We start from the raw sequence: 23082 nt of genomic DNA, 5'->3' as shown, positions 1-23082 counted from the left end.
AGGTAAAACGATATGCCACGCAGCCTAAAGAAAGGCCCGTTCGTCGATGAGCACCTCCTCAACAAGGTGGACGCTCAGAACGAAAAGGGCACCAAGCAGGTAATCAAGACCTGGTCCCGCCGTTCCACCATTTTGCCGGACTTCATTGGCCACACCTTCGCGGTGCACGATGGCCGCAAGCACGTTCCCGTCTTCGTAGAAGACTCAATGGTCGGACACAAACTCGGCGAATTTGCACCTACCAAGACCTTCAAGGGTCACGTCAAAGAAGATAAGAAGAGGCGATAAGCGATGAGTGACGTTATCACCAGCGCAACCGCCACTGCTCGGTACGTGCGTGTAACCCCAATGAAGGCACGTCGCGTCATCGACCTGGTGCGCGGAAAGTCAGTATCTGAGGCTCTAGCCATCCTGAAGTACGCACCACAGGCCGCTGCGAAGCCAGTTGCAAAGGTTGTTGCTTCGGCCGCGGCTAACGCAGAAAACAACTTCGGGCTGAATCCTCGCACATTGGTTATCTCCGAGGCATACGCCAACGAAGGACCAACCATGCGTCGTTTCCAACCGCGTGCTCAGGGTCGTGCGTTCATGATCCGCAAGCGCACCAGCCACATCACTGTGGTAGTCGAAAGCCAGGAAGAAGGTGCCAAGTAAATGGGTAACAAGATCCATCCACACGGCCTACGTTTGGGTATTACCGCTAACTGGAATACCCACTGGTTTGCTGAAAAAGACTACGCAGACTACGTGGCCGAAGACATCAAGATCCGTAACTTCTTGTCCAAAGGACTAGAGCGCGCGGGTATCGCAGATGTGGTCATCGAACGCACTCGCGATCGCGTTCGCGTCGACATCCACACGGCCCGCCCAGGCATCGTTATTGGTCGCCGGGGAGCAGAAGCCGACCGCATTCGTCGCGAGCTCGAAAAGCTGACCGGCAAGATGGTCGCGCTGAACATTCTTGAAGTTAAGCAGGTTGACGCCAACGCAACCTTGGTTGCTCAGTCGATCGCTGAACAGCTCGTGAACCGCGTTGCTTTCCGTCGTGCTATGCGCAAGGCAATCCAGTCCGCGATGCGTCAGCCTCAGGTCAAGGGCATCAAGGTAATGTGCTCGGGCCGCCTGGCTGGTGCCGACATGTCCCGCGTTGAGCGCTACCACGAGGGCCGTGTTCCTTTGCACACCCTTCGTGCAGAGATTGACTACGGAACCGCCGAAGCCCACACCACCTTTGGCCGCATCGGCATCAAAGTGTGGATCTACAAGGGCGACGTCGTCGGCGGCGTACGGGAATCCGAACTGAACGCACCATCCGAGCGTCGTGGCCGGGGCGATCGTCGTCCTCGCCGTGGTGGCCAACGCCGCCAGCGCGCTCAGCAGAAGAAGGACTAAAGCATGCTTATTCCTAAGCGCGTGAAATTCCGTCGCCAGCACCGCCCAAACCGTAGCGGTGTCTCGAAGGGCGGAAACCGCATTAACTTCGGTGACTACGCGATCCAGGCCCTCGAGCCAGCGTATGTGACCAACCGCCAGATCGAATCCGCACGTATCGCCATCAACCGCCACGTTAAGCGTGGAGGTAAAGTGTGGATCAACATCTTCCCGGACCGTCCGCTGACCCAAAAGCCACTCGGTGTACGTATGGGTTCCGGTAAGGGACCAGTCGAAAAGTGGGTAGCTAACGTTAAGCCGGGCCGCGTACTTTTCGAAATGTCGTACCCGAACGAGGCAGTTGCGGTTGAGGCTCTGCGTCGTGCCAGCCAAAAGCTGCCATGTAAGGTCCGCATCATCAAGAAGGAGGACCAGCTCTAATGGCAACAGGTACCCCTGCATCCGAGTTCCGCGAACTCGATGACAAAGAGCTCAAGCAGCGTCTGAGCGACGCCAAGGAAGAACTATTCAACCTGCGTTTCCAACTGGCAACAGGTCAGCTGACCAACAACCGCCGTATCGGCGTCGTTAAACGCGACATCGCTCGCGTCTACACGGTGCTTCGGGAACGCGAGTTGGGTATGACCGAGACTCCAGGAGCTGAGGCATAATTATGAGTGAGGCAACTGTGACAGATTCCACCAACGGCCCTACCCCGAAGAAGGAAAAGGAAAAAGGTGCCCGTAAGGTTCGGATCGGCTACGTCGTATCTGACAAAATGCAAAAGACCATCGTCGTCGAGCTCGAAGACCGCAAGCAGCACGCGCTGTACGGCAAAATTATGCGCTCGAACAGCAAGGTCAAGGCCCATGACGAAGACGAGATCGCCGGCATTGGTGACCGCGTCCGCATCGTCGAGACCCGTCCGCTGTCGAAAGACAAGCACTACCGTCTCGCAGAGATCGTCGAAAAGGCTAAGTAGCCCAACAGCGGACAGAACTTATACCTGTCGACGGCGACACTCGTTTGAGACGCCTGGTCGTTAGCTAACTTACGACCTACCCGAATGCCCCGCATTGGCTTGCCTTTGCGGGGTCTTTCTGTAACTTAGGGCATCTATATCATGATAGGCTAATCTGAGTTGACTTCAGCCGATTTCAACGAAACATGACGAAAGGTGAATGGATGTTCCGCCGTTTTAGCATCAAAACCGGAGTAACCGCGAGCCTGGCCGGCTTTGCATTGCTCGCCGCAGGATGCTCGAACTCGCAAGACTCTGCCGACAGCGCAGATAGCTCTGACGAAAAGATGGAGGCCACTTCGGAAGAGCGAATTGCGGCAGTCGGCCTGGGCGATGCCGATACGGTCCTGGCTCTCGGCGAGACCCCAGTCGCGATTGCCCCGTGGGCAGGCTCCAACGATGGGGTAGGACCGTGGTCGGAAGATCTATTGGGTGGCGCTGATCCTGCCCTGATCCGCGATACTTCCGGCGGCTTCGATCAACAGCACATCGAAGCGATAGCAGCAACGGACCCCACGAAGATCATCGCGGTCAATCACTCAATTGATGACGAAACCAAGAAGAAATTCGAAACCATTGCGCCGACCACGCTGCACTCCGCAGAAGATAGCGATTGGCAAATTCCGTGGGAAAAGCAAGTAGAAACCATCGCCAAGGCGTTGGATAAAGAAGACGAAGGCCAAAAGCTTATCGACGAGACGAATGCTGCCTTCGAGAAATTCCGGGAGGACCACCCAGAGCTGCAGGGCAAAACCGCGGCCATCGCATTGCCATCTGACAACCAGCTGAGCCTGTACACCTCTGGTGATGGTCGTGGGCAATTCATCGAAGACCTTGGCTTTGTCATTCCGGAGGAGCTGCAAGAAACCGACGGCGAATTCTACCGGACCATCGCGGCTGAAAATTTCAGCGAATATAACCAGGTCGACTACCTGTTCATCGTGGACTGGGAAGGTGCAGCCGACAAGATTAAGTCCCTGGAGGCATTCCAAAACATTGATGCCGTGAAAAACGGCAACGTCTTTTACTTCGATGACCTCACCGGGACCGCCATGTCCTTGCCGAACCCTCGCACCATCCCATATTCCATCGGTAAATTCACCGAGAAGCTCACTGAAAAGCCCAGTGATAGCACGAAATAGACTCGCGCTAGCGAGGCTTTCGGGGGTCCAACGGGCACACGGACGGTGTGCCCGTGACGGGGTCGGGGACCACCATCGCCGCTAAACCATAGACGTCTTCGACCAACTGGGCGTCTAATACTTCATTGGGGGCCCCGGTGGTCACGATCTCGCCCTTTTTCATCACGATCAAATGATCGGCATACCGTCCTGCTTGATTTAAATCGTGCAATACCGCGACGATAGTTTTTCCTCTTTCGTGGAAATCGCGCATGAGCTCCATCAACTCGTACTGGTGCGCAATATCCAGAAACGTAGTTGGCTCGTCCAGCAACATGATCGGAGTTTGCTGCGCCAACAACATCGCAATCCACACGCGCTGGCGCTGCCCACCCGATAATTCAGCTACCAATTTCCCTGAAATATCTTCCAAACGAGTAGCTGCCAGTGCCTCAGCGACAGCCTGCTCATCCTGCTTGCTCCACTGGTGAAACAGGCTCTGATAAGGAGCACGCCCACGCGCAATCAAATCAGCCACCCGAATTCCATCTGGCGAACTAGAAGACTGCGGCAATAGCCCCAACTGTCGCGCGACCCGTTTAGCGGGCAAGCTGGCGATGGCTTTGCCATCAAGAAGCACCTCACCTTGCGATGGGGTGAGTACCCGCGAAAATGCACGAAGCAAGGTCGATTTACCACAACCATTCGGGCCGATGATCGCGGTGAAGGAATTATCCGGGATTTCGACGTTGATATCGCGGGAAATGGTGGCGGTGTCATAACCGACGGTGGCATTGACGACGCGGAGACGTGGAGCAGTAGAGTTCATCGTTATTGCTTCTCAGTTTGGGGGAGTATGTGTGGGGGAGTTCGCGTGGGTTTGTGAGTGGACAGCAAGGTGTGAGCCAAGGTGGATCCTGAGCCGAGGTGGATCCTTTTTTGTCAGCCGGTGCCGTAATGTCGCTTAGATTCGCGTATCAGTAGCCACAACATGTACATGCCGCCGATAACGACGGTGATCAAGCCGACCGGAATTTGCCGGTAGAACGTGGCAATAATCAACGACAATACGTGTGCTCCGGTTAACAACACAGCGCCCATAGCGGCGGCGCCGAGGAGAGAAACCCCAGCGGTGTGCATTAATCGGCGAGCGATTTGCGGTGAGACCAACGCAATAAACGAAATTGGCCCGGCAGCTGCTGTCACGAGCGCAGTGGTAGCAACCCCCACCACGATAAGCAGCAGGCGCGCACGGTTGACTTCGAAGCCTTGCGTCGTCGCGGCGTCGTCGCCAAGCTCTAAGTGCCGTAGTGGACGCGACAGTATTGCAGCTCCGATGATGACGATTACGCCGAGCACCAGCGTGGGCAGCAGGCCTTGCCAGGTCACTTTCGTGATGGATCCGGCTGCCCAAAAACCAACCTGTATGCCTTCTTCCACATCGGCGCGGGTGATGAGATACGAATTCAACGATGTCAACATGGCGGAGATGCCAATGCCGACGATGATCAACCGGAATCCCTGTACGCCTTTGCGCCACGCCAAGACGTAGACCGCTAAGGCGGTGATGATGCCACCGATAATGGAGGCGGCGGCGATCGACCAAAAACTACTCGTGCCGATCACCAGCATCGTGATGACGACGGCGGTATAAGCACCCGCATCGAAGCCGATGATGTCCGGCGAGCCGAGTGGATTGCGGGTCAGTGATTGGAAAATTGCCCCGCCGATGCCAAGTAACGCACCGAAGGCGACGGCGGCTACGGCGATGGGTAAGCGCCATTCGCGCACGATGGTGGTATCGAAACCATCTCCGCCGCTGAACAAGGCGGTTATCACTTCGCCCAAATCCAGTGGATATTCGCCGAGAGTGATGGCCGCGATCGCTCCGATCACAGCTAGGGCGAACAAGCCCAGCGCGGTCAGTAGCAGGCGGGTAGGGAAGTGCAGTGAGACCCACCTGGTGCGCACGACGAGTTTGCGGTAGCCAGGGTCCACCGACGCAGGTGCTTGTGTTTCCTGTGACTGGGAACTCATAGTCCACTCGCTTTCCGACGGCGCACCAGCATGATCAGCACCGGTGCGCCGACCACTGCAGTGATGATGCCGACTTCAATTTCTCCAGGACGCGCGATGATGCGGCCGATGACGTCGGAAGCCAACACCAGCACGGGTGCTGCCAGCGCTGAATAAATAATGATCCAGCGCTGATCCGGGCCGACTATCCACCGTACGACGTGGGGAACCATCAGACCGACGAAAGCCAGACCGCCCGTCAGTGCGGTGGCACCACCTGCCAGCAGCGTGACTGCAATGATGCCCAGCACGCGGGTACGCACGACTTTGGTGCCAAGTGAAGCAGCGAGGTCGTCGCCAAGCGCAATCGAATTCAGTGACGACGAAATCGCCAGCGCGAGAACCAAACCTGCCGCTAGGAATGGTGCGACGAGAGCGGTATCAGAGAGGTCGGCGCGGGCAACAGACCCCAAGCTCCAGTTGCGGATGGCTTGGAAAGTGTCGGGGTCGATCAGGGTAAGAAACTGTGTGATTCCAGAAAGCACCGCCGCCAAAGCCACACCGGCTAGCACCAACGTCGCGGGGTTTGCCTTGCCGCTCGCGCCTAACGATGCGCCAGAGCCAATGAAATAAACCACCACGGTGGTGATCGCTGCGCCCAGGAAGGCGAACCAGATATACCCGCTGATGCTGGTCAATCCGAAAAACCCGACGCCTAAGGTGACCGCGAATCCGGCGCCGGCATTGACTCCGAGGATGCCGGGATCGGCCAGTGGGTTGCGTGTTAACGCCTGGATGAGAGCACCCGCCACGCCGAAGGCCGCGCCGGTCGCGATCGCCACGACGGTGCGGGGGATGCGCAGGGCCCAGACAATGATGGCGGCTTCGGAGTTATCGCGGGCGAGCAGGCCATTCCAGACTTCACCCCAGGGTAAAGGGTTAGCGCCGAGGGCGATGCTGAAGCAGATCATCACCACGATGGCGGCGAGTATCGCCAGCATGCCCAGCGTGCGGCGGGCAAAAAGTGCAGGTGCCTGCATGAACCATCCTTCGTTTTCAGCAGGCCGGAGAGTTTTTGACCGTCGAGACCTGCCACCGAAATGCTTTCAACTTGGACAGCCTACCCTCTCAGGAGTGGATTAGCCATGCCTAGGCTATTAGTTTGATTTAGATATGCGTTATCGCGCATCGATTACGCAAATTATCCCGGACGCGACCACCGGCACGGCCGCAGCTACGAGTCGCGAACTGAGTTGAACAATCATCCCAGGCTGTGGTTGAATGGCAGGGTTGCCGATGCAGGTCGGCGGATTTGTGATGCGTTTCCGAATCGCAACCGCCGAGACCCTTCGACCGTCACTGACTTTTTCTGTGGCGTGTTCGTCGACAAGCATCAGGTAGCTGCAAGAACAAGACCGAGTGCGATCAGGACGGAAATCTTTTCGCACATAAATCCAGGTCAGGAGACCAACTGTGATTCAACAAGAATCGCGCCTGAAGGTCGCCGACAACTCCGGTGCACGAGAAATTCTCGTCATCCGGGCTCTCGGCGGATCCGTGCGACGCTTCGCAGGCATTGGTGACATCGTCGTCGCTACTGTCAAAGAAGCAGTCCCAGGTGGAAACGTGAAAGAGGGTGACGTCGTTCGCGCCGTCATCGTTCGCGCAAAGAAGGAAACCCGTCGTCCAGACGGCTCCTACATTGCTTTCGACGAAAACGCTGCTGTCATTCTTCGTTCCAACGATAATGACCCACGCGGTACCCGTATCTTCGGGCCTGTCGCTCGTGAGCTGCGTGAGAAGAAGTTCATGAAGATTGTTTCTCTCGCACCGGAGGTGATCTAGGTGAAGGTACACAAGGGCGATATGGTCCAGGTCATTTCGGGCCCAGATAAGGGCGCGCAAGGCAAGGTCATCGAGGCATACCCAAAGACCAACAAGGTTTTGGTTGAGGGCGTCAACCGCATCAAGAAGCACGTTGCGAACTCCGCGCCGGAGCGTGGCGCTGAGTCTGGCGGAATCGTTACCCAGGAAGCACCAATCCACGTCTCGAACGTCGCGGTGCTCGATTCTGACGGTAACCCAACTCGCGTTGGCTACCGCTTTGACGAGAACGGCAAGAAAGTCCGCATTGCTCGTCGCAACGGGAAGGATATTTAAGGCATGAGCGATAACTACACTCCACGTCTGAAAACCCGTTACCGCGACGAAATCAAGAACAAGCTGAATGACGAATTCTCTTACGAGAACGTCATGGAGATCCCTGGTGTTGTCAAAGTTGTTGTCAACATGGGTGTTGGCGATGCTGCTCGCGATTCCAAGCTGATCAACGGTGCGGTTGAGGACTTGACTCTGATTACTGGTCAGAAGCCACAGCTGCGTCGCGCTAAGAAGTCCATCGCGAACTTCAAGCTGCGTGAAGGTATGCCAATCGGTGTACGCGTCACCATGCGTGGCGACCGTATGTGGGAGTTCTTGGATCGTCTGCTGACCATCGCGCTGCCACGTATTCGTGACTTCCGCGGTCTGTCCGATCAGCAGTTCGATGGCCACGGAAACTACACCTTCGGTCTGTCTGAGCAGACCATGTTCTACGAGATCGACATCGACAAGGTCGATCGTCCACGTGGTATGGATATCACCGTTGTTACCAGCGCTACCAACGATGACGAAGGTCGCGCACTACTTCGTGAGCTGGGATTCCCATTCAAAAAGTAGTTTTGCAGGACTGAACAAGTCTGTTTGTTAAGACCTTTAACCCCGCCGGCATGAAACCGGAGGGGTTAAAGTCATTTTTGGTGTCCTTGGTGTTTTCTTCTTGGGAAGAAATACCATGCAGCTAAGAAAGCGATGAGGCTGGGGATGACCGCGATGATTAACTCAGAAGAATCTCGTATGAAGTACAACAACCAGTGAAAAAGACCGAGCAACAGCAGCGTTGTAAAACAAATCCAATCATCGCGCCGTTTTTTATCTTTTGTCGCCACAGTACGCGTACCGCCTTATCGCGCCAGTGCAACGGCAACCTGCTATGCAATGGATCTGGCGGTATATTGTCAAATTAATCACCTGCGTGTATTGCTAGAATAGCTACAAAAGCTATTTAGAGTGGTAATGCAAGAAACCTACAAGGAGCCAATAACTATGTCTACAATCCCAAGCATTCTTCTCCGCGCTATCCCAGGTGCCCTTATCGCTGATTCTGGCATTTCCAAGTTAGGTATGGATGCAGAATCCTCGAAAGGTCTGCAGGATTTTGCTGCTACGGGAATCCCTCAGGTGAAGGAACTGCCATCCGATAAATTTGGCACTATCATCGGTGCTTCCGAAGTGGCCGTCGGTGGTGCGCTGTTGGCTCCATTCGTCTCCAACCGCCTTGCCGGTCTCGCGCTGACCACCTTTGGCGCAGGTCTGTTGAGCATTTACTTCCGTAACGACGACATGACCCGCGAGGATGGCATCCGTCCATCACAGGATGGCATGTCTATCGCGAAGGATTCCATGATGGTTGCGATTGGCACCGGGCTGATCGCTCTGGACCAGCAGGATCGCATCTCTGGTGTATTGCAGGAACGCAAGATTGCTAAGGCAGAAAAGAAAGCTGCCAAGAAGGCCGCACGAAAGGCTAAGAAAGACGCAAGGAGAAACTCCTAAAGCTAATTTCCCGGTGACATTGGCATGCAGAGTCGGCTGACCGTTCTAATGGTTGGCCGAATCGCCTCAATCCTGCTAGGGTTGGGGCGTCTTGTGCTTTTTGGGATACGTGCGTCTAAAACACCGTAGCCTGAATAGAGATTTAGCGTCGGCGGGAAGAACCGTTTTGGCGTTTACTCTGCACGCACAGACTTGCAAGTTTTTCCTACGTTTGTTGTAGGCCCCTCGCCATCATGGCGACCGAGCTTCATCGAGGTAGCGAGCAAACATGCTATTGAGCATGGGAGCGTTAAGTTGCCCAAAACAGCCCGGTAACGCCCTTAAGGTGAGTTCGGGAACCGCAACGAGAAAGGTTCAAGGTCAACACATGACCATGACTGACCCGATTGCAGACATGCTCTCACGGGTGCGCAACGCTAACCACGCGCAGCACGACACCGTGTCCATGCCTGCATCCAAGATCAAGGCGAATATCGCTGGAATCCTGAAGCAAGAAGGCTACATTTCCGATTACTCCGTGGAAGGCGAAAAGGCAAAGAAAACCTTGTCGCTGAACCTGAAATACAACGGCCGCGAGCGCGCTCTGTCCGGACTGCGTCGCGTTTCCAAGCCAGGTTTGCGTGTCTACGCAAAGGCCACGGAACTTCCTAAGGTTCTGGGCGGACTGGGTGTGGCTATCATTTCCACCTCCCACGGCCTGTTGACCGACCGCGAGGCTGAGCAGAAAGGCGTAGGCGGAGAAGTCATCGCCTACGTCTGGTAAGGGAAGGGTGATTATTAATGTCACGAGTTGGTTTGGCACCAATCGCCGTCCCTAGCGGCGTCGAGGTAAAAATCGATGGCCAGAACGTTTCTGTCAAGGGCCCAAAGGGCACCTTGGAGGTGGACGTTCCAGAGCCAATTTCCATCGTCCAGGAAGACGGTGAACTTCGCGTTTCACGCCCGGACAACCACCGCAAGAACCGTTCTCTGCACGGTCTTGCACGTTCTTTGGTGAACAACTGCGTTATCGGTGTAACCGAAGGCTACGAAATCAAGATGGAAATCCACGGTGTTGGTTACCGTGTGCAGCAAAAGGGTAAGGACCTGGAGTTCGCTTTGGGCTACTCGCACTCCGTACCAGTCAAGGCTGATGAAGGCATCACCTTCGCTGTAGACGGCAACACCAAGTTCTCTATCTCTGGTATCGACAAGCAACAGGTTGGCCAAGTTGCGGCGAATATCCGTCGTCTGCGTAAGCACGATCCTTACAAGGGTAAGGGCATCCGCTACGTCGGCGAACAGGTACGTCGCAAGGTCGGAAAGACGGGTAAGTAAGCAATGTCTAATTCTGAGAATACCAAGCGCACTCCGGTCGGTAAGGACATTTCGTCCCGCCGTCGTGAAGCACGTGCACGCCGTCATTTCCGTATTCGTAAGACGCTGCGTGGAACCCCACAGACCCCACGTTTGGTCGTTCACCGCACCGCGCGTCACCTGCACGCTCAGCTGATCGACGACCTCGCCGGCCACACCCTGGCTGCCGCATCCACCATGGAGATCCGCGACGCAGAGGGCGACAAGAAGGCACGTGGTGCCGAGGTCGGCAAGCTTATCGCACAGCGTGCCCAAGAAGCAGGCATCGAAGCAGTTGTATTCGACCGCGCCGGTTACAAGTACCACGGTCGCGTTGCTGCTTTCGCTGACGCCGCACGTGAAGGTGGTCTGAAGTTCTAATGATCAACGCAGTTGCACACACCAACGGAAAGGACGCGTAATGTCGGATCGTGATCAGCGCGACGGCGGACGCTCCGCCGACAACAAGAAGAACGATCGCAACAATCGCCGTAACGATCGTCGCAATCAAGACAACGACCGCGATAAGTACATCGAGCGCGTTGTAGCCATCAACCGGGTTTCCAAGACTGTCAAGGGTGGCCGCAACATGAGCTTCACCGCTCTGGTCATCGTCGGTGACGGCGAAGGTATGGTCGGAGTTGGCTATGGCAAGGCCAAGGAAGTTCCAGCCGCAATCCAGAAGGGTGCTGAAGAAGCCCGCAAGAACTTCTTCCGCGTCCCAATGGTGGGCGGAACTATCACCCACCCAGTACAGGGTGAAGACGCAGCAGGCGTCGTTATGCTGAAGCCTGCAGCTCCAGGTACCGGTGTCATCGCTGGTGGCGCCGCACGTCCAGTACTGGAGTGCGCTGGTGTACAGGACATCCTGTCCAAGTCACTGGGCTCGGACAACGCTCTAAACGTCGTTCGCGCCACCGTGGACGGCCTAAAGCAGCTGGTACGACCTGAGGAAGTTGCCGCACGTCGTGGCAAATCCGTCGAAGAGGTTGCTCCAGCCCGTATGCTGCGCGCTCGCGCAGGACAGGAGGCATAAACCATGGCTCTGAAGATTACTCAAACACGTGGCTTGGTCGGTAGCACGCCGAACCAGAAGGCCAACATGGAGGCACTGGGCCTGAAGCGTATTCGCCATTCTGTTGTCCAGAAGGACACGCCGGCGATCCGTGGCATCATTCAGAAGGTGCGCCACCTGGTCACCGTAGAAGAAGTGGCAGGGGAGTAGATACACCATGAGCGATATCATCAAACTGCACGACTTGCGCCCAGAAAAGGGTGCGAATAAGGCTAAGCGTCGCGTCGGCCGCGGTGAAGGCGGCAAGCGCGGTAAGACAGCTGGTCGTGGTACCAAGGGTACAAAAGCACGTAAGCAGGTAGCAGCAAACTTCGAGGGTGGCCAAATGCCAATCCAGATGCGTTTGCCAAAGCTGCGCGGCTTCAAAAACCCGAACAAGGTTGTATTCCAGGTTGTTAACGTTACTGATCTGGAAAAGGCCTTCCCACAAGGTGGCGACATCACCGTCGCTGACTTGGTTAACAACGGTTTGGTTCGCAAAAATCAGCCGGTCAAGGTCTTAGGCAACGGCGAGATCTCTGTCAAGGTCAACGTTACCGCGCAGAAGTTCTCTAAATCGGCCGTCGAAAAGATTGAAGCTGCTGGCGGATCGACCACCAAGGCATAATTTCCATGCGATGACTAGCTTATGGGCTTCCCAAAGAATGCTCTAAGCGTCGCTATCGCCTAACGCCCCCTGAGGCTGCACTACGCAGTGTCAGGGGCTTTGTTATACCCGCACCCTGTGTCGTTTTCCCAAGAATGATTAAGGTTGTCCTATCACACATCGACGCGAGGTGTTTTCACTTAGAGAAGACTGGTAGGCTACTAGGGTCACGCGTGCATAAGCTTGCACGCAGGTATTTGGATTTAGTCGGCGACGGCTAACCCTCGAATGCACACAAATTAGAACTAATCGGTTGCCTTTGCGTCACTTTCCACGGTGGCAGTAGTTGGGCTAGGAGGCTTTAGTGTCTGCCATCATTCAGGCTTTTAAGGATGCGGATCTTCGGCGCAAGATTTTGTTCACGATTCTTCTGATCGTGATCTACCGCGTCGGTGCGCAGATCCCATCACCGGGCGTGGATTATCAAAACATTTCTGGGCGACTCCATGAGTTGACCCAAGAAAATGACAGCTTGTATTCCGTCATTAACCTGTTTTCCGGTGGCGCACTGCTGCAGCTATCGATATTTGCCATCGGCATCATGCCGTACATTACGGCCTCTATTATCTCGCAGTTGCTCACCGTCGTGATTCCACATTTTGAGCAGTTGAAAAAAGAGGGCCAATCCGGCCAAGCGAAGATGACCCAATACACCAGGTACATGACGCTTGCCCTGGCGCTGTTGCAATCGGCGGGAATCGTCGCCTTGGCGGACAGGAACCAGCTGCTGGGCCAGGGTGTAGAGGTTTTGGATCCTGACCGCACCGTTTTTGACCTGGTTCTTCTCGTGACGGTGATGACTACCGGCGCAATTTTCGTGATGTGGCTCGGTGAACTCATCACCGAAAAAGGCATTGGAAACGGCATGTCCTTGCTCATTTTCGCCGGTATCGCAACCCGTCTTCCTACCGATGGTTACAGAATCTTGCAGGACAACGGCGGAGTCGTTTTTGCGGTCGTATGCGCGGCTGTGGTGGCGCTCGTTGTCGGTATTACCTTCATGGAGCAAGGCCAGCGTCGGATCCCGGTTCAGTACGCAAAGCGGATGGTCGGCCGTCGTCAATACGGCGGATCTTCGACTTACTTGCCACTGAAGGTCAACCAGGCCGGAGTTATCCCGGTTATCTTCGCTTCGTCGTTGATTTACATGCCGGTTTTAATCACCGAGATTGTGAACTCTTCGAATCCGACACCACCTGACAATTGGTGGATGCGCAATGTAATCGCGAATCTGCAGTCGCCATCGTCGTACGTTTATATCGCGGTTTATGTCACACTGATTATCTTCTTCTCGTATTTCTATACCTCAATCCAGTACGACCCGAATGAGCAAGCAGAAAACATGAAGAAGTACGGCGGCTTCATTCCTGGTATTCGTCCAGGCCGCCCAACCGCGATGTACTTGAGCTTCGTCATGAACCGGCTTCTGTTCGTTGGATCTATTTATCTCGCGTTCATTGCGATCCTTCCGAACCTTGCGCTTGACATGGGGGTTGGCTCCAATGATTCCGCAGGCATGACTGCGTTTGGTGGTACTGCTATCCTGATTATGGTCTCTGTGGCTCTTACCACAGTGAAGCAAATCGAATCCCAACTTCTGCAATCCAACTATGAAGGGCTGCTCAAATAATGCGATTGGTACTTCTTGGCCCAGCTGGCGCCGGTAAAGGCACCCAGGCTGAAATCCTCAGTGAAAAACTTAATGTTCCGCATATCTCTACTGGTGATCTCTTCCGGGCGAATATCTCCGAAGGCACACCGCTCGGCGTCGAAGCCAAGGAATACATCGATGCCGGAAAGCTGGTCCCTACTGACGTTACAGCTCGGATGGTTGAGTCCCGCTTGGAAGAGCCGGATACCGAGGAAGGATTCCTTCTTGATGGTTTCCCGAGGACCGTGGAACAAGCTCAGATTCTGGAGGACTTGCTCGCCAAGAAAAACCTGCAGCTCGATCACGTAGTCAACTTTGAAGTTTCGGAAGATGTCGTCGTTCAGCGCATGAAGGCACGCGGACGTGCTGACGACACTGAAGACGTAATCCGCACACGGTTGGAGGTATACCGGGACGAAGTAGTCCCGCTGATTAAGCACTACGGTGACAACGTCATCAATGTGCAAGCCGAGGGAGAAATCTCGGAAATTAACCAACGCACCATGCAGGCGCTCGGGAAATAGCCAGCTATCCGATAAGCTATGGGGGATCGCCAGCAGGCGTCCCGTTTTCATTAAAAGGACAACTCTTCCATGACTACACGCAAACTTGTTGCCGGCCTCGTAGGCAGCTTGGCAATGTTGGTATCGGTTATGCTTCCGGGCGTCTCCGCGCAAGCACAGCCACTGTCCGGTTCCTCAGCCGTTACCGACCGCTTCCAAGCCCCGCAATTCCCAGACTTCAATCAGCTGGTCCAACAGTTTGATCAAGGCAACCGAGACGGTGCTTGGCATTTGCGGACACAACTCGTGCACCAGGCTCACACCTTGAATCCCCAGTTCGCAGCGGGTCTTGCGCAGACCATCGACCAAGCGCTGGAGTTCGTATTCCCGGGGCTGATCGCCCAAAAGCAACAAGCCGCTCGTGGTCCCGCGGAGCCAATGACCCCGGCCCCGGCACGCGGTCCGCACATTGACACCGGAGCGTGTCCGGCTGATGCTCGCGTTTGTGTGGATATTGACGGTCGCCGCACTTGGCTGCAAGATGGTCACGGATCTGTCACCCATGTCGCGTCCGCCATGGCTCCCGGTAAACCAGGTCAAGACACCCCTCGGGGTACTTTCCACGTAAACCGTAAGGTTAAGGACGAGATCTCTTACGAGTTCAATAACGCCCCGATGCCATACGCGATTTACTTCACCAATAACGGGCATGCGTTCCATGAAGGTTCTCCGGCTTACGATTCCGCCGGATGCGTCCGTCTTCCAAATCAGGATGCGATCACCTTCTGGAACCACTTGAATATCGGAGACAAGGTCTTCATTTACTAAAATCGCCTTAAGCTGCCTGACAGCCAGGGTCCGTCTGAATTGAGCGGAAGCACAAGCAAACCGGGAAAAGTTTGTTTTTGCTGCTAGTGCTCTGTATAGTTGGAGCTTGGTCTGTCAAGGTTTAGTCTTGCTGCGTTCGACCAGCACGACGAGACTCACTGACACCGGCCGTGGCCGGTGTTTTTGCATTTATAAGACTCTTTCAGGCCAGTAAAGCATTAGACAAGCAATCGGCGCAGTTCGCTCTGTGCCAGGAAGCCGGAGGATATGGCTAAGGAAGGCGCAATTGAGGTTGAAGGTCGGGTAACCGAGCCTTTGCCAAACGCAATGTTCAAAGTCGAGCTAGACAACGGACATGAGGTGCTTGCTCATATTTCGGGTAAGATGCGCCAGCACTACATCCGTATCCTTCCCGAGGATCGGGTCGTCGTGGAGTTGTCTCCCTATGACCTGAACCGTGGCCGTATTGTCTATCGCTACAAGTAAAGACTGTAAGCCTCCCTACTCAAAACAATCCGTCCGCTAATAATTCCGCGGACAATTGTTCGTATACCTCAGGCCGCGGTGGCCCGAGCCTGGTGTGCATTACGGCGTAATATTTTGCGTCTAGGCCGCATGATCCAGGGCGGGTAGGGAGAAAACCACCGTACATACCCCGAAAGGACTCGCCTTATGGCACGTCTCGCTGGTGTGGATCTCCCACGCAACAAGCGTATGGAGATCGCTCTCACCTACATTTACGGCATCGGTCCAACCCGTGCCACCGAGTTGCTGGAAGCTACCGGCATCTCTCCTGATTTGCGTACCGACGCCCTCACAGACGATCAGGTGTCCTCGTTGCGCGACCAGATCGAGGCTCAGTACACCGTCGAAGGTGACCTTCGTCGTGAAGTCCAGGCCAACATCCGTCGCAAGATCGAGATTGGAAGCTACCAAGGCCTGCGCCACCGTCGTGGTCTGCCAGTCCGTGGTCAGCGCACCAAGACCAATGCTCGTACTCGCAAGGGTCCAAAGAAGACGATCGCAGGAAAGAAGAAGTAGTTTATGCCTCCAAAGACTCGCTCTGGCGCACGCCGTGGCCGTCGCGTCGTAAAGAAGAATGTGGCCCATGGCCACGCCTACATCAAGTCGACCTTCAACAACACCATCGTGTCTATTACGGACCCGGCCGGTGCTGTCATTGCATGGGCTTCGTCTGGTCATGTTGGTTTCAAGGGCTCCCGTAAGTCCACCCCATTCGCCGCACAGATGGCCGCTGAAAACGCTGCCCGCAAGGCAATGGATCACAACATGAAGAAGGTTGACGTTTTCGTCAAGGGTCCGGGCTCTGGCCGTGAGACCGCCATTCGTTCCCTGCAGGCTGCAGGCCTTGAGGTCAACTCCATCACTGATGGCACACCGCACCCATTCAATGGCTGCCGCCCACCGAAAAAGCGTAAGTTCTAGGGGAAGGAAGAGGTTTAAAACATGGCTCGTTATATTGGCCCCGCAACCCGCGTATCCCGCCGTCTGCGCGTCGACCTAGTCGGCGGAGACTTGGCATTCGAGCGTCGTCCTTACCCACCAGGACACGCTGGACGCAACCGCATTAAAGAATCTGAATACCTGCTGCAGCTGCAGGAAAAGCAGAAGGCGAAGTACACCTACGGTGTTTTGGAACGCCAGTTCCGTCGTTACTACACCGAGGCTAACCGCCTGAACGGCAAGACTGGTGACAACCTCGTCATCTTGCTCGAATCCCGCCTGGATAACGTCGTCTACCGTGCAGGTCTGGCCAAGACCCGTCGTCAGGCACGGCAGTTGGTTTCCCACGGACACTTCACCGTGAATGGCAAGAACATCGACATCCCGTCCTACTCGGTTACCCAGTACGACATCATCGACGTTCGCCCACGTTCGCAGAAGATGCAGTGGTTCGAAGAAGCCCAGGACTCCCTTGCCGACGCCGTCGTTCCGGCTTGGTTGCAGGTAGTCCCTGATACCTTGCGCATCCTCGTGCACCAGTTGCCCGAGCGCGCTCAGATCGACGTTCCGCTGCAAGAACAGCTCATCGTCGAGCTTTACTCGAAGTAATCTGGCTTCGGATCTGCAGCTTTACATTCCTCATTGTTGTCCTAGCCGGCGTCAAATAGCGGGCGCCAAAGGAGAAAATTCATGCTTATTTCACAGCGTCCCCAGCTGAGCGAAGAATTTATCGATTCTTCCCGCTCGAAGTTCGTCATTGAACCATTGGAGCCGGGGTTCGGCTACACGCTGGGTAACTCGCTGCGTCGTACGTTGCTGTCCTCGATCCCTGGGGCGGCGGTCACCTCCGTCAAGATTGACGGCGTACTCCACGAGTTCACGACCATCAACGGCGTTAAGGAAGACGTTTCTGAAATCATTCTGAACGTCAAAGACCTTGTGCTGTCCTCGGATTCGGACGAGCCGGTAGTGATGTATGTCTCCCAGCAGGGGGCGGGCACCATTACCGCCGGTGACATTCAGCCGCCAGCGGGAGTGGAGATCCACAACCCGGATCTGCACATCGCAACGCTGAACGACGATGCCCGTTTTGAAATGGAGCTTGTTGTTGAACGCGGTCGTGGCTACGTACCTGCTGCCGCTACCTCGGGAGACATCGGACGCATCCCAGTAGATCAAATCTACTCGCCAGTGCTGAAGGTGTCCTACAAGGTGGAGGCAACTCGTGTTGAGCAGCGTACTGACTTCGATAAGCTGATCATCGACGTAGAGACGAAAAACTCGATTTCCGCTCGGGACGCGCTCGCTTCCGCCGGCGGTACCCTGGTCGAGTTGTTCGGTCTGGCGCGCGAACTTAACACGCAGGCAGAAGGCATTGAGATTGGACCATCCCCACAGGAATCCGAATACATTGCCGCTTACGGTATGCCTATTGAGGAGTTGAACTTCTCTGTTCGCTCGTATAACTGCCTGAAGCGTCAGGAAATCCACACTGTTGGTGAGCTCGCCGAGTGCACCGAGTCTGATTTGTTGGATATCCGCAACTTCGGCCAGAAGTCCATCAATGAGGTCAAGATCAAGCTGGCGAATCTGAATCTGACTCTGAAGGACGCACCTGAAGATTTCGACCCAACTGTGTTGGAAGGCTACGACGCAGAAACCGGCGACTTCAAGGATCCTGCAGAAGATTCCGAGTAAAGCGCATATGTTCTGGCAGGTTCACTGTTTAGTGAATACTGTGCCGACACTGCAAGCACAGTTCCCTAGTGTCCCTGCTTACGCGCTCACTTAAATAATACGAGGAGAAACACTATGCCTACTCCAAAACGAGGCGCCCGAATTGGAGGCTCGGCTCGCAACCAGCGTCACATTCTGTCGAATCTGGCCGCTGCACTGTTCGAGCACGACTCCATCAAGACCACCGACGCCAAAGCTAAGCTGCTGCGTCCATACGCAGAGAAGCTGATCACCAAGGCCCGTTCCGGCACCTTGGCTGACCGTCGTGAGGTACTCGCACAGGTTCCGCAAAAGGAAGCTGTTGCTCGTCTATTCAACGAACTTGCTCCAAAGTTTGAAAAACGCGACGGCGGCTACACCCGCATGGTGAAGCTGGAAAACCGTACCGGTGACAACGCTCCTATGACCCAGATTTCCCTGGTTCTGGAAGAGACCGTGTCCGCCTCCGCAGAACGCACCACTCAGGCTGCTGCTGCGAAGGCTGATTCCGACTCCACCGATCCATCTGACGAATCCAACATGGATTCTGAAGGTGCCGCTGCTAACACCGAAGCAGACTCCGAGGAGAAGTAATCCCACGGCTTTCTAGCGGTGGGCTAGTGGTTTGTTATTTATGACCAACTGCTAGCTCTCGGTACCTTATCTGCAGCACACCAACACGGTTGTGTGTAATGAAGATCACTAAGCTCTATTTCCTCTCGACCGAGGAAATAGAGCTTTTGTGCATTAAAGTGAAATTATGAAACGCAACGAATCTAACCAAGACCGTGGGATCCGTGCTGTAGTCGGCATTATTGCCTTGCTTATTGGGCTGTTTGCAGTCGGCGGTTTTCTCCGCGCACTATTGATCATTGTCGGCCTCGTTCTGGTGATCACCGCAGCAGTGGGCTTCTGCCCGCTGTACCGCCTGCTGGGAATCAACACCTGCAAAGTGCGGCATTAACAAAGCCTGGCATTAACTCAGCCTGGAGTTAACAAAGTCCGGCATTAACAAAGCCGGCGTGAAAACAGATCGGCGTTTACCTAGCGGCGGTCTAGCCTAGGCAAAAGCGGGAGCACGTTTGCGACCGCGTCGCCCCAAAGATATTGAGCCGAGCGCCGCCACCAAGAGCAGGGCATAAGCGAGGGTGATTGCCACAGCCGCGGGGATGTCTATGCGATACGCGCTCCAGAATCCCACCATGCTGCCTATTAATGCAATTACGACGGCACTGCCCAGAATTTGGGTCAGCATGGAAATGCCTGGTAGACGAAAAGTGACAGCGAAGATTCGCCCGGTAGCCGCAGGCAGTACCATCATCGCGATCACCAGCATCACACCGGCGGCGTAAAAACTCGCAGTGACCGTCAAAGAGGTTAAGGCGAGCGTCGTCAAGCGCAATGCCCGTACCTGTACGCCAGCGACTTTGGCGGCACGGTCGTCGAAGGCACAAGCTCCAAGCAGGGGGAGGAGCCAGCCGACGAAGACGATATTTGCCAGCATGATCGGCACTAGCGTCCATAGATAAGACGGTTGCGAAAGCGCGGCCAGATTGAGATTGCCGACTAACACGGTGTGCACGTCGAAGTGCACGTTCGAAAAATTCAAGCTTAGCAGCACGATCCCGACGGCGAACATGGAGGGAAAAACCAACCCCAGTGCGCCGCCTTCTGCGATTAACCCGGTGTCAGCCAGCCACCTCGTGCCCAAAGCCACCAGAAACGCCGCGGCTCCGGCGAATAAAACGAGTAACGGGGACTGCACTGATCCGGAAATCAGCGCGCCTACCACGATTCCGGGGAGCACGGCGTGTCCCATGCCGTCGAGAAGCATCGCATCTTTGTTTGCTACCACGATTACCCCGGGAATTGCGCAGGTAATAGCGGTAACGACGGCTAAAATACTGACGGTGACGACGAAGCTCATTGGGAAAACACCAATCCGCGCTTAGGGGCGAAAATCAGAGAGACGAGGGCGAAGCAGGCCTGCACAACGGCGATAAGTGGCCCGGTAGGGATCGAGCCAATGATCACGGCCAGGTAGACCCCGATTAAGCAACTAGCAGCACCGATCACAGCGGCAAGGATCGTGACGGCGCCGAGGTGGTTAGACCATTGCCGCGCGGCCACGCAGGGGGCGATGACGAACGAGACCATCAAGATAACGCCGACGACTTTGATGCCGTTGACGACCACTAATGCGAAGGCGGTCATGGCGACGACGTGCAGCAGGCGGGTGTGTACTCCGGAGGTTGCGGCGAAGGTTGGGTCGAAAAGCCAGCATTTCAGCGTGGGGAAGTACCAGATGAGTCCGCTGAGAATAACCAGGCTGAGTACGACGGAAATCCGTAGATCTGCGATGGTTACCGAGCTAGCATTACCCAACAGGTAGTCTTGAATTCCGCCTTTGCCGGGCAGCGGCTGTTTGGTGATGATGAACAGCCCCAGCATGCCTAAGGCAAAAGACACGCTGAGTGAGATGGCCATGCCGGTATCGACCGACAACGGCGTGTGGTGAAACAACCAGTGGGACAGGCCGACGGCTAGTAATGCGGTCAGCAACGCACCAGCCGCTAAAAACAGCGGGTTGCGCGTCGGCAAGTTGAGGTACGCGGCGATAAGAAACGCGAAGGTGATTCCCGGTAAACTGGCGTGGGAAATCACGTCGGAAATCAGTGCTTGCTTGCGGAAATACACCACGGGGGACAATGCACCGGCTGCAACGCCGATGACCATGGTGCCGAGCACCGCCATGAGATACGTGTGGGTGGTCAGCAATTCCCATGGTGTGATCATGACACCGACCTGCGATCCCGCGTGAGGTTCGCGGAGAAGTTGCCTGGCAGATTATAAGCGGCGCTGATGGCGGTGTCGGTGAGAGTTTTATGCGTTGGTCCGTTGGCGGATACCTTGCCGCCAGCTAACAACGTCACGTGGTCGCAGTATTCGGCGACTTCTGCCAGGTTGTGGTGAACCATGATGATGGTGGTCCCTGACTGGTGTAGCTCGCGGAGGATGTCGACGATTGTTTCTTGGCTAAATGCGTCGATGCCCTGGAAAGGTTCATCGAGGACCAGCAGCTCCGGGCTGTTGACGAGCGTGCGGGCTAACAGTGCGCGTTGCCTCTGCCCACCGGAGAGTGCGCCAATCGCTGCGCCGGAATACTTCTCCAAGCCGACGGCGGCAACGGCCTCTCGCGCGGCTTTTTTATCTGCCGAATTTGGCCAAGGCCACCACGAGCGTTTGCTAGCAGTACGACCCATCAAGGCCACGTCCAGGACAGTGGCCGGAAAATCCCAGTCCACCTGCTGGCTTTGTGGCATATAGCCGAGGTCCGTCCGGATGGCACGCAGCGGCTTGCCAAAAAATTCCACCTGTGCCTGCCCCCGGGTCGCTTTGGGCAATAACCCCAGGCAGGCTTGCAACAACGTGGACTTGCCGCTCCCGTTTGCGCCGACGATGCCGGCGAAACTACCGCGCGGGATTTTGACGTCCAGCTCATCCAAGATGACGCCGGTGCCGTAATTGACTGTCAGGCCACGTACCGATAATGCAGTGGTGGTAGTGGGGGCGGGTGCAAGCATGGCGGTCTCCTGGACGGTGGTTGACACCTTGATTTTCTTGATTACTGGGTTGGTCTACTTCAGTGCGGCAGCGATGGCTTCGAAGTTGTGGCGGAATGCGCCAAGGTACGTATCAACTGGGGCTTCGGCTCCGAGGCTATCGGCGAACAGTTCCTCATCAGAGATTTCGACATCCCATCCGCGCGCCGCGATGGCTTCGCTCAACGCGTTGATGGCCTGTGGATTGACCTGGTTATCGTAGAAGATCGTCGGAACCTTGGCTTCTGCGATCTTTCCGGCCAACTCATCGAGTTCACTGGCAGATTTCTCGGCTTCGGTGGACACGAAGTCGGTTGCTTCCACATCTAGGTCGTAGGTATCGCCGAGGTAGTTGAAGGCATCGTGGCCGGTGACCAATAGACGGGAAGACAACTCGCCGAGAGCTTCTTTGGCTTCTTGGTGCAGCGTCGCGATTTCGTCGTTGTACTTCTCGGCGGCCTCGTGGTAGCCCTCGCTGCCGTCTGGGTCGATTTCGGAGATATGGTCGGCGACGATATCGACGACTTCTTGCCACAGTTCCGGCGAGTTCCAAATGTGTGGGTCGTATTCTGGTTCGCCTTCTTCCTCAGCTTCTGGCCAAGGCAGCAACTTGGATTCGTCGAGCTGATCACCAACGGCAACTTGCTTATCACCGAGGGCTTCTAGCTGCTTATCCATCTGGGCTTCGAGGTGCAGGCCGTTCCACAACACAACATCGGACTTTTGCATTGTGTCGATGTCTTGCGTGGTGGGCTGGTAGGTGTGTGGGTCGCCGCCAGGGCCAACCAGGGTGATCACCTCGGCATTTGGTGCGATGTGCTGGGCAGCGTCGGCAAGGTAGCCGGTAGTGGCGAAGATGGTCAGTTGTTCGTCTGCGCCGTTGCTGCCATTAGTGCCGCTGGCATTGGAATCGGAGTCATTGCTGCATGCAGCCAAGCCGCCTAGGCAGGCTAAGGCTGTGCCGATGGTGGCGGCGGTGCGGATGGATTTGCGTGTCATGCTTGCCTTTCGTGGATGAATCTTATTTTATGAAAGTATGCTTAAAAAAGTTCAGCAATATGGATAATTGAAATCCTAGA

Annotated in this window: 35 protein-coding genes; 27 read left to right on the top strand and 8 right to left on the bottom strand. The window is 55.5% G+C overall.

What is annotated here, in order from left to right; all coding sequences use genetic code 11:
• Positions 1-12 precede the first annotated feature (12 nt).
• The 7 genes from rpsS to L9H78_RS08640 all read left to right on the top strand — a co-directional run bounded on the left by rpsS (position 13) and on the right by L9H78_RS08640 (position 3534).
• The gene (gene rpsS / locus L9H78_RS08670; protein ID WP_018121303.1) at positions 13-288 is read left to right on the top strand and encodes a 30S ribosomal protein S19; all 276 of its coding nucleotides are present in this window, start codon (positions 13-15) and stop codon (positions 286-288) included.
• Between the two features lie 3 nt (positions 289-291).
• Positions 292-654, top strand: a complete 363-nt coding sequence (gene rplV / locus L9H78_RS08665; protein ID WP_021353219.1) for a 50S ribosomal protein L22 — start codon at positions 292-294, stop codon at positions 652-654.
• A complete protein-coding gene (gene rpsC, locus L9H78_RS08660; RefSeq protein ID WP_018121301.1) occupies positions 655-1392 on the top strand; it encodes a 30S ribosomal protein S3 in 738 nt (245 codons plus the stop codon).
• Between the two features lie 3 nt (positions 1393-1395).
• Entirely contained in the window at positions 1396-1812 is a 417-nt protein-coding gene (gene rplP / locus L9H78_RS08655; protein WP_021353221.1) for a 50S ribosomal protein L16, read from the top strand.
• Positions 1812-2042 (top strand): 50S ribosomal protein L29, encoded by a 231-nt coding sequence (rpmC, locus tag L9H78_RS08650; protein ID WP_249617687.1) that lies wholly within the window; start codon positions 1812-1814, stop codon positions 2040-2042. Before rplP ends, rpmC begins: the two co-directional genes overlap by 1 nt.
• Before the next feature lie 2 nt (positions 2043-2044).
• A complete protein-coding gene (rpsQ, locus tag L9H78_RS08645; protein ID WP_249617686.1) occupies positions 2045-2353 on the top strand; it encodes a 30S ribosomal protein S17 in 309 nt (102 codons plus the stop codon).
• 203 nt (positions 2354-2556) lie between these two features.
• Positions 2557-3534: an iron-siderophore ABC transporter substrate-binding protein gene (locus tag L9H78_RS08640; protein WP_249619850.1), complete on the top strand. Its 978-nt coding sequence runs from the start codon at positions 2557-2559 to the stop codon at positions 3532-3534.
• 7 nt (positions 3535-3541) lie between these two features.
• On the opposite strand, the gene L9H78_RS08635 is transcribed toward L9H78_RS08640, so the two are convergent.
• From L9H78_RS08635 to L9H78_RS08625, 3 genes are all read right to left on the bottom strand, one after another.
• Entirely contained in the window at positions 3542-4342 is an 801-nt protein-coding gene (locus L9H78_RS08635) for an ABC transporter ATP-binding protein (RefSeq protein WP_249619849.1), read from the bottom strand.
• Positions 4343-4455: 113 nt separating this feature from the next.
• Positions 4456-5550, bottom strand: coding sequence for a FecCD family ABC transporter permease (locus L9H78_RS08630; RefSeq protein WP_249619848.1), 1095 nt, complete (start codon positions 5548-5550; stop codon positions 4456-4458).
• On the bottom strand, positions 5547-6569 hold the full coding sequence (locus tag L9H78_RS08625) for a FecCD family ABC transporter permease (RefSeq protein ID WP_249619847.1): 1023 nt from the start codon (positions 6567-6569) through the stop codon (positions 5547-5549). The genes L9H78_RS08630 and L9H78_RS08625 overlap by 4 nt, the downstream gene beginning before the upstream one ends.
• 433 nt (positions 6570-7002) lie before the next feature.
• Between L9H78_RS08625 and rplN the strand changes: the two genes are divergently transcribed.
• Genes rplN through rplE form a run of 3 tightly spaced genes read left to right on the top strand, consistent with a single transcriptional unit; the run spans position 7003 to position 8247 of the window.
• Positions 7003-7374, top strand: coding sequence for a 50S ribosomal protein L14 (gene rplN / locus L9H78_RS08620; RefSeq protein ID WP_018121291.1), 372 nt, complete (start codon positions 7003-7005; stop codon positions 7372-7374).
• Positions 7375-7689, top strand: coding sequence for a 50S ribosomal protein L24 (rplX, locus tag L9H78_RS08615; protein WP_018121290.1), 315 nt, complete (start codon positions 7375-7377; stop codon positions 7687-7689). It abuts the gene before it with no gap.
• 3 nt (positions 7690-7692) lie between these two features.
• Complete coding sequence (gene rplE / locus L9H78_RS08610) at positions 7693-8247, top strand: 50S ribosomal protein L5 (protein ID WP_023018966.1); 555 nt, start codon at positions 7693-7695, stop codon at positions 8245-8247.
• A 71-nt stretch (positions 8248-8318) separates the two neighbouring features.
• Here the strand turns inward: rplE and L9H78_RS08605 are convergent, their stop codons facing one another.
• Positions 8319-8516 (bottom strand): hypothetical protein, encoded by a 198-nt coding sequence (locus L9H78_RS08605; protein WP_021353406.1) that lies wholly within the window; start codon positions 8514-8516, stop codon positions 8319-8321.
• A 157-nt stretch (positions 8517-8673) separates the two neighbouring features.
• Between L9H78_RS08605 and L9H78_RS08600 the strand changes: the two genes are divergently transcribed.
• The 17 genes from L9H78_RS08600 (at position 8674) to L9H78_RS08520 (ending at position 19365) form a co-directional block, all read left to right on the top strand.
• Positions 8674-9183, top strand: a complete 510-nt coding sequence (locus tag L9H78_RS08600; protein WP_249617681.1) for a hypothetical protein — start codon at positions 8674-8676, stop codon at positions 9181-9183.
• A 367-nt stretch (positions 9184-9550) separates the two neighbouring features.
• On the top strand, positions 9551-9946 hold the full coding sequence (gene rpsH, locus L9H78_RS08595) for a 30S ribosomal protein S8 (protein ID WP_249617680.1): 396 nt from the start codon (positions 9551-9553) through the stop codon (positions 9944-9946).
• A 17-nt stretch (positions 9947-9963) separates the two neighbouring features.
• Positions 9964-10500, top strand: a complete 537-nt coding sequence (gene rplF / locus L9H78_RS08590) for a 50S ribosomal protein L6 (protein ID WP_021353409.1) — start codon at positions 9964-9966, stop codon at positions 10498-10500.
• Between the two features lie 3 nt (positions 10501-10503).
• Positions 10504-10899 carry a 50S ribosomal protein L18 gene (rplR, locus tag L9H78_RS08585; protein WP_018121284.1) on the top strand — a complete coding sequence of 132 codons (396 nt, stop codon included), beginning with the start codon at positions 10504-10506 and terminating at the stop codon, positions 10897-10899.
• 40 nt (positions 10900-10939) lie between these two features.
• Positions 10940-11554, top strand: coding sequence for a 30S ribosomal protein S5 (rpsE, locus tag L9H78_RS08580; RefSeq protein ID WP_249619846.1), 615 nt, complete (start codon positions 10940-10942; stop codon positions 11552-11554).
• Between the two features lie 3 nt (positions 11555-11557).
• Positions 11558-11743: a 50S ribosomal protein L30 gene (rpmD, locus tag L9H78_RS08575; RefSeq protein ID WP_021353411.1), complete on the top strand. Its 186-nt coding sequence runs from the start codon at positions 11558-11560 to the stop codon at positions 11741-11743.
• Positions 11744-11750: 7 nt separating this feature from the next.
• Positions 11751-12200 (top strand): 50S ribosomal protein L15, encoded by a 450-nt coding sequence (gene rplO / locus L9H78_RS08570; RefSeq protein ID WP_021353412.1) that lies wholly within the window; start codon positions 11751-11753, stop codon positions 12198-12200.
• 343 nt (positions 12201-12543) lie between these two features.
• Complete coding sequence (secY, locus tag L9H78_RS08565) at positions 12544-13869, top strand: preprotein translocase subunit SecY (protein WP_126856737.1); 1326 nt, start codon at positions 12544-12546, stop codon at positions 13867-13869.
• Positions 13869-14414: an adenylate kinase gene (locus L9H78_RS08560; RefSeq protein ID WP_249617679.1), complete on the top strand. Its 546-nt coding sequence runs from the start codon at positions 13869-13871 to the stop codon at positions 14412-14414. Before secY ends, L9H78_RS08560 begins: the two co-directional genes overlap by 1 nt.
• A gap of 69 nt (positions 14415-14483) precedes the next feature.
• Positions 14484-15221, top strand: a complete 738-nt coding sequence (locus L9H78_RS08555) for a L,D-transpeptidase (RefSeq protein WP_249619845.1) — start codon at positions 14484-14486, stop codon at positions 15219-15221.
• Positions 15222-15488: 267 nt separating this feature from the next.
• Positions 15489-15707, top strand: a complete 219-nt coding sequence (gene infA / locus L9H78_RS08550) for a translation initiation factor IF-1 (RefSeq protein WP_018121277.1) — start codon at positions 15489-15491, stop codon at positions 15705-15707.
• A gap of 186 nt (positions 15708-15893) precedes the next feature.
• The gene (rpsM, locus tag L9H78_RS08545) at positions 15894-16262 is read left to right on the top strand and encodes a 30S ribosomal protein S13 (RefSeq protein ID WP_021351969.1); all 369 of its coding nucleotides are present in this window, start codon (positions 15894-15896) and stop codon (positions 16260-16262) included.
• A 3-nt stretch (positions 16263-16265) separates the two neighbouring features.
• Positions 16266-16667: a 30S ribosomal protein S11 gene (gene rpsK / locus L9H78_RS08540; RefSeq protein ID WP_018121275.1), complete on the top strand. Its 402-nt coding sequence runs from the start codon at positions 16266-16268 to the stop codon at positions 16665-16667.
• A 21-nt stretch (positions 16668-16688) separates the two neighbouring features.
• Positions 16689-17294: a 30S ribosomal protein S4 gene (rpsD, locus tag L9H78_RS08535; protein WP_021351968.1), complete on the top strand. Its 606-nt coding sequence runs from the start codon at positions 16689-16691 to the stop codon at positions 17292-17294.
• 81 nt (positions 17295-17375) lie between these two features.
• Positions 17376-18383, top strand: a complete 1008-nt coding sequence (locus L9H78_RS08530; protein WP_021351967.1) for a DNA-directed RNA polymerase subunit alpha — start codon at positions 17376-17378, stop codon at positions 18381-18383.
• A 114-nt stretch (positions 18384-18497) separates the two neighbouring features.
• A complete protein-coding gene (gene rplQ, locus L9H78_RS08525; protein WP_023018971.1) occupies positions 18498-18995 on the top strand; it encodes a 50S ribosomal protein L17 in 498 nt (165 codons plus the stop codon).
• A gap of 166 nt (positions 18996-19161) precedes the next feature.
• A complete protein-coding gene (locus L9H78_RS08520; protein WP_249617677.1) occupies positions 19162-19365 on the top strand; it encodes a YgaP family membrane protein in 204 nt (67 codons plus the stop codon).
• Between the two features lie 96 nt (positions 19366-19461).
• Here L9H78_RS08520 and L9H78_RS08515 read toward each other — a convergent pair whose 3' ends face one another.
• From L9H78_RS08515 to L9H78_RS08500, 4 genes are read right to left on the bottom strand one after another with little or no spacing between them, the layout of a single operon-like run.
• Positions 19462-20328 (bottom strand): metal ABC transporter permease, encoded by an 867-nt coding sequence (locus L9H78_RS08515; protein ID WP_249619844.1) that lies wholly within the window; start codon positions 20326-20328, stop codon positions 19462-19464.
• The gene (locus L9H78_RS08510; RefSeq protein WP_249617675.1) at positions 20325-21197 is read right to left on the bottom strand and encodes a metal ABC transporter permease; all 873 of its coding nucleotides are present in this window, start codon (positions 21195-21197) and stop codon (positions 20325-20327) included. The genes L9H78_RS08515 and L9H78_RS08510 overlap by 4 nt, the downstream gene beginning before the upstream one ends.
• The gene (locus L9H78_RS08505; protein WP_249619843.1) at positions 21194-21985 is read right to left on the bottom strand and encodes a metal ABC transporter ATP-binding protein; all 792 of its coding nucleotides are present in this window, start codon (positions 21983-21985) and stop codon (positions 21194-21196) included. The genes L9H78_RS08510 and L9H78_RS08505 overlap by 4 nt, the downstream gene beginning before the upstream one ends.
• A 54-nt stretch (positions 21986-22039) precedes the next feature.
• Positions 22040-23002 carry a metal ABC transporter substrate-binding protein gene (locus tag L9H78_RS08500; protein WP_249619842.1) on the bottom strand — a complete coding sequence of 321 codons (963 nt, stop codon included), beginning with the start codon at positions 23000-23002 and terminating at the stop codon, positions 22040-22042.
• Positions 23003-23082: the final 80 nt, after the last annotated feature.

It is taken from the genome of Corynebacterium pseudodiphtheriticum (assembly GCF_023509295.1).
GTDB classification, from domain to species: Bacteria; Actinomycetota; Actinomycetes; order Mycobacteriales; family Mycobacteriaceae; genus Corynebacterium; species Corynebacterium pseudodiphtheriticum.
The sequence above is the reverse complement of the archived record's forward strand: the minus strand, read 5'-3'. Positions and strand labels throughout refer to the sequence as shown.

Bases quoted from the DNA above. Each gene is read 5' to 3' on its own strand.
- rpsE (WP_249619846.1), top strand. From the start codon at position 10,940: ATGTCGGATCGTGATCAGCGCGACGGCGGACGCTCCGCCGACAACAAG.
- L9H78_RS08500 (WP_249619842.1), bottom strand. From the start codon at position 23,002: ATGACACGCAAATCCATCCGCACCGCCGCCACCATCGGCACAGCCTTA.
- L9H78_RS08515 (WP_249619844.1), bottom strand. From the start codon at position 20,328: ATGAGCTTCGTCGTCACCGTCAGTATTTTAGCCGTCGTTACCGCTATT.
- L9H78_RS08630 (WP_249619848.1), bottom strand. From the start codon at position 5,550: ATGAGTTCCCAGTCACAGGAAACACAAGCACCTGCGTCGGTGGACCCT.
- L9H78_RS08505 (WP_249619843.1), bottom strand. From the start codon at position 21,985: ATGCTTGCACCCGCCCCCACTACCACCACTGCATTATCGGTACGTGGC.
- rplQ (WP_023018971.1), top strand. From the start codon at position 18,498: ATGCCTACTCCAAAACGAGGCGCCCGAATTGGAGGCTCGGCTCGCAAC.
- rpsQ (WP_249617686.1), top strand. From the start codon at position 2,045: ATGAGTGAGGCAACTGTGACAGATTCCACCAACGGCCCTACCCCGAAG.
- L9H78_RS08560 (WP_249617679.1), top strand. From the start codon at position 13,869: ATGCGATTGGTACTTCTTGGCCCAGCTGGCGCCGGTAAAGGCACCCAG.
- rpsC (WP_018121301.1), top strand. From the start codon at position 655: ATGGGTAACAAGATCCATCCACACGGCCTACGTTTGGGTATTACCGCT.
- L9H78_RS08625 (WP_249619847.1), bottom strand. From the start codon at position 6,569: ATGCAGGCACCTGCACTTTTTGCCCGCCGCACGCTGGGCATGCTGGCG.
- L9H78_RS08520 (WP_249617677.1), top strand. From the start codon at position 19,162: ATGAAACGCAACGAATCTAACCAAGACCGTGGGATCCGTGCTGTAGTC.
- L9H78_RS08510 (WP_249617675.1), bottom strand. From the start codon at position 21,197: ATGATCACACCATGGGAATTGCTGACCACCCACACGTATCTCATGGCG.
- rplO (WP_021353412.1), top strand. From the start codon at position 11,751: ATGAGCGATATCATCAAACTGCACGACTTGCGCCCAGAAAAGGGTGCG.
- L9H78_RS08555 (WP_249619845.1), top strand. From the start codon at position 14,484: ATGACTACACGCAAACTTGTTGCCGGCCTCGTAGGCAGCTTGGCAATG.
- infA (WP_018121277.1), top strand. From the start codon at position 15,489: ATGGCTAAGGAAGGCGCAATTGAGGTTGAAGGTCGGGTAACCGAGCCT.
- L9H78_RS08600 (WP_249617681.1), top strand. From the start codon at position 8,674: ATGTCTACAATCCCAAGCATTCTTCTCCGCGCTATCCCAGGTGCCCTT.
- rpsD (WP_021351968.1), top strand. From the start codon at position 16,689: ATGGCTCGTTATATTGGCCCCGCAACCCGCGTATCCCGCCGTCTGCGC.
- rplP (WP_021353221.1), top strand. From the start codon at position 1,396: ATGCTTATTCCTAAGCGCGTGAAATTCCGTCGCCAGCACCGCCCAAAC.
- rpmC (WP_249617687.1), top strand. From the start codon at position 1,812: ATGGCAACAGGTACCCCTGCATCCGAGTTCCGCGAACTCGATGACAAA.
- rpsS (WP_018121303.1), top strand. From the start codon at position 13: ATGCCACGCAGCCTAAAGAAAGGCCCGTTCGTCGATGAGCACCTCCTC.
- rpsK (WP_018121275.1), top strand. From the start codon at position 16,266: ATGCCTCCAAAGACTCGCTCTGGCGCACGCCGTGGCCGTCGCGTCGTA.
- rplF (WP_021353409.1), top strand. From the start codon at position 9,964: ATGTCACGAGTTGGTTTGGCACCAATCGCCGTCCCTAGCGGCGTCGAG.
- rpsM (WP_021351969.1), top strand. From the start codon at position 15,894: ATGGCACGTCTCGCTGGTGTGGATCTCCCACGCAACAAGCGTATGGAG.
- rplV (WP_021353219.1), top strand. From the start codon at position 292: ATGAGTGACGTTATCACCAGCGCAACCGCCACTGCTCGGTACGTGCGT.
- L9H78_RS08640 (WP_249619850.1), top strand. From the start codon at position 2,557: ATGTTCCGCCGTTTTAGCATCAAAACCGGAGTAACCGCGAGCCTGGCC.
- rplR (WP_018121284.1), top strand. From the start codon at position 10,504: ATGTCTAATTCTGAGAATACCAAGCGCACTCCGGTCGGTAAGGACATT.
- rpmD (WP_021353411.1), top strand. From the start codon at position 11,558: ATGGCTCTGAAGATTACTCAAACACGTGGCTTGGTCGGTAGCACGCCG.
- rpsH (WP_249617680.1), top strand. From the start codon at position 9,551: ATGACCATGACTGACCCGATTGCAGACATGCTCTCACGGGTGCGCAAC.
- rplE (WP_023018966.1), top strand. From the start codon at position 7,693: ATGAGCGATAACTACACTCCACGTCTGAAAACCCGTTACCGCGACGAA.
- L9H78_RS08530 (WP_021351967.1), top strand. From the start codon at position 17,376: ATGCTTATTTCACAGCGTCCCCAGCTGAGCGAAGAATTTATCGATTCT.
- L9H78_RS08635 (WP_249619849.1), bottom strand. From the start codon at position 4,342: ATGAACTCTACTGCTCCACGTCTCCGCGTCGTCAATGCCACCGTCGGT.